The organism is Microcoleus sp. B3-D2 (assembly GCF_036705345.1).
Taxonomy (GTDB): Bacteria; Cyanobacteriota; Cyanobacteriia; order Cyanobacteriales; family Microcoleaceae; genus Microcoleus.
In genome coordinates, this window is the sequence record NZ_JAUBUG010000118.1 from 9,771 (window position 1) to 11,296 (window position 1,526).

1 protein-coding gene is annotated in these 1,526 nt (G+C 51.1%); it reads right to left on the reverse strand.

Annotated elements, in window-relative coordinates; translation table 11 throughout:
* On the reverse strand, window positions 1-1,034 hold a 1,034-nt coding region (locus tag QUB14_RS27185; RefSeq protein WP_333297409.1), incomplete at its 3' end, for a calcium-binding protein.
* Between the last annotated feature and the right edge of the window lie 492 nt (window positions 1,035-1,526).

Genomic DNA, 1,526 nt, shown 5'->3' on the forward strand with positions numbered 1-1,526 from the left:
CCGATGCCGCCGCTAACGTTGTCGTCGCCGTCGTCGCCTGCACAGTTGTCGCTGCCGGCACCGCCGATCACGGTATCGTTACCGATGCCGCCGCTAACGTTGTCGTCGCCGTCGTCGCCTGCACAGTTGTCGCTGCCGGCACCGCCGATCACGGTATCGTTACCGATGCCGCCGCTAACGTTGTCGTCGCCGTCGTCGCCTGCACAGTTGTCGCTGCCGGCACCGCCGATCACGGTATCGTTATCTTTGCCGCCGTTAACGGTATCGTTGCCGTCGCCGCCTGCACAGTTGTCGCTGCCCTGATCGCCCCTGACGGTATCGTTGCCTTCGCCGCCCTCGCACTTGTCGTCGCCTTTGCCGCCATAGACGGTATCGTTGCCGGCGCCGCCGTCAACCTCATCATTTCCTTGGTTGCCGTGCACCCAGTCATCGCCCTCATCGCCTTTGCAGGTGTCGTTGCCGCTGCCGCCAAAAAGGGTGTCGTTATCTTTACCGCCGTAGATGGTATCGTTGCCGTCGCCGCCCATGACGGTATCGTTGCCACGATCGCCCTTTATTTCATCGTTGTCATCGCCGCCCTCGCAATCGTCGTCATCTTTACCCCCGTAAATTTTATATTTTTTGGGACGGTTTCCTTTGATTTTGTCTTTGCCTTTTTTGCCGTATATCTCATCCTCATCGCCGGTGGCGACAATTACGTCATCCTGATCGCTACCGACGAGGGTTCGGCGGCGATCGATGCCGCTGTCATCATCGTCATCTTTGTCGCCCGCACCTTCTTCTAGTACGCCCATAAATTCCGCAGTTTGGCTGTTATCAGCAGCACCTGTTTCGGGTGCACCGTTAGACTGATTCGGAAGTTTGGCCTTAACGCCATCGGGGTTTTCGGCGATCGCCTGCTTAATAAACTCCGCGAACTCCGCATCGGTAATTGTAGGGCTGTTCTTGTCTAAATCCCCGACAGGATTTTGTGTTTCATCAGGCTTGGCCAAAGGTGTTCCCGATACATTTTTTGACACGATTTGTTGATCCATTGTAGATATTTTCCCAAAACGATTGAGCTTCTTAGAATCAATTTATCACTGTAGTTTAGACTAATCAAAGATGAGAACGGTGGCTTTCAGAAGAACTAGAGCCACCGTTAAGGAGAGAATGAGGGTGAAAAATAAAACCTATCCACTCCTTAAATGAACAGTGAACGATTAAAGGACTTTCGTCAAGCAGCATACGAATTATTGGTACGAGCCAAGGATGCAACAAGAGAGCTGATGGATTCAGTGATGACCACAAGGAATGTGTCGTGTTTAGCGGAATTTTCGCTCAATCCATTATTCAATCGTCACAGGCCTTGCGTCTACGAAGCGTTACAAGACTGTAGACCAGACCGAAAAAAACTGATGCTGCTGTATCTCCAGCAATTACAGAAAGAAGCACCCCCAACGGAACACATACAGCAGATTCCATGTATATATGATACACTATATTTAGTACATAAGCGAAAAAAATGAAACCCTATTCGATCGAGT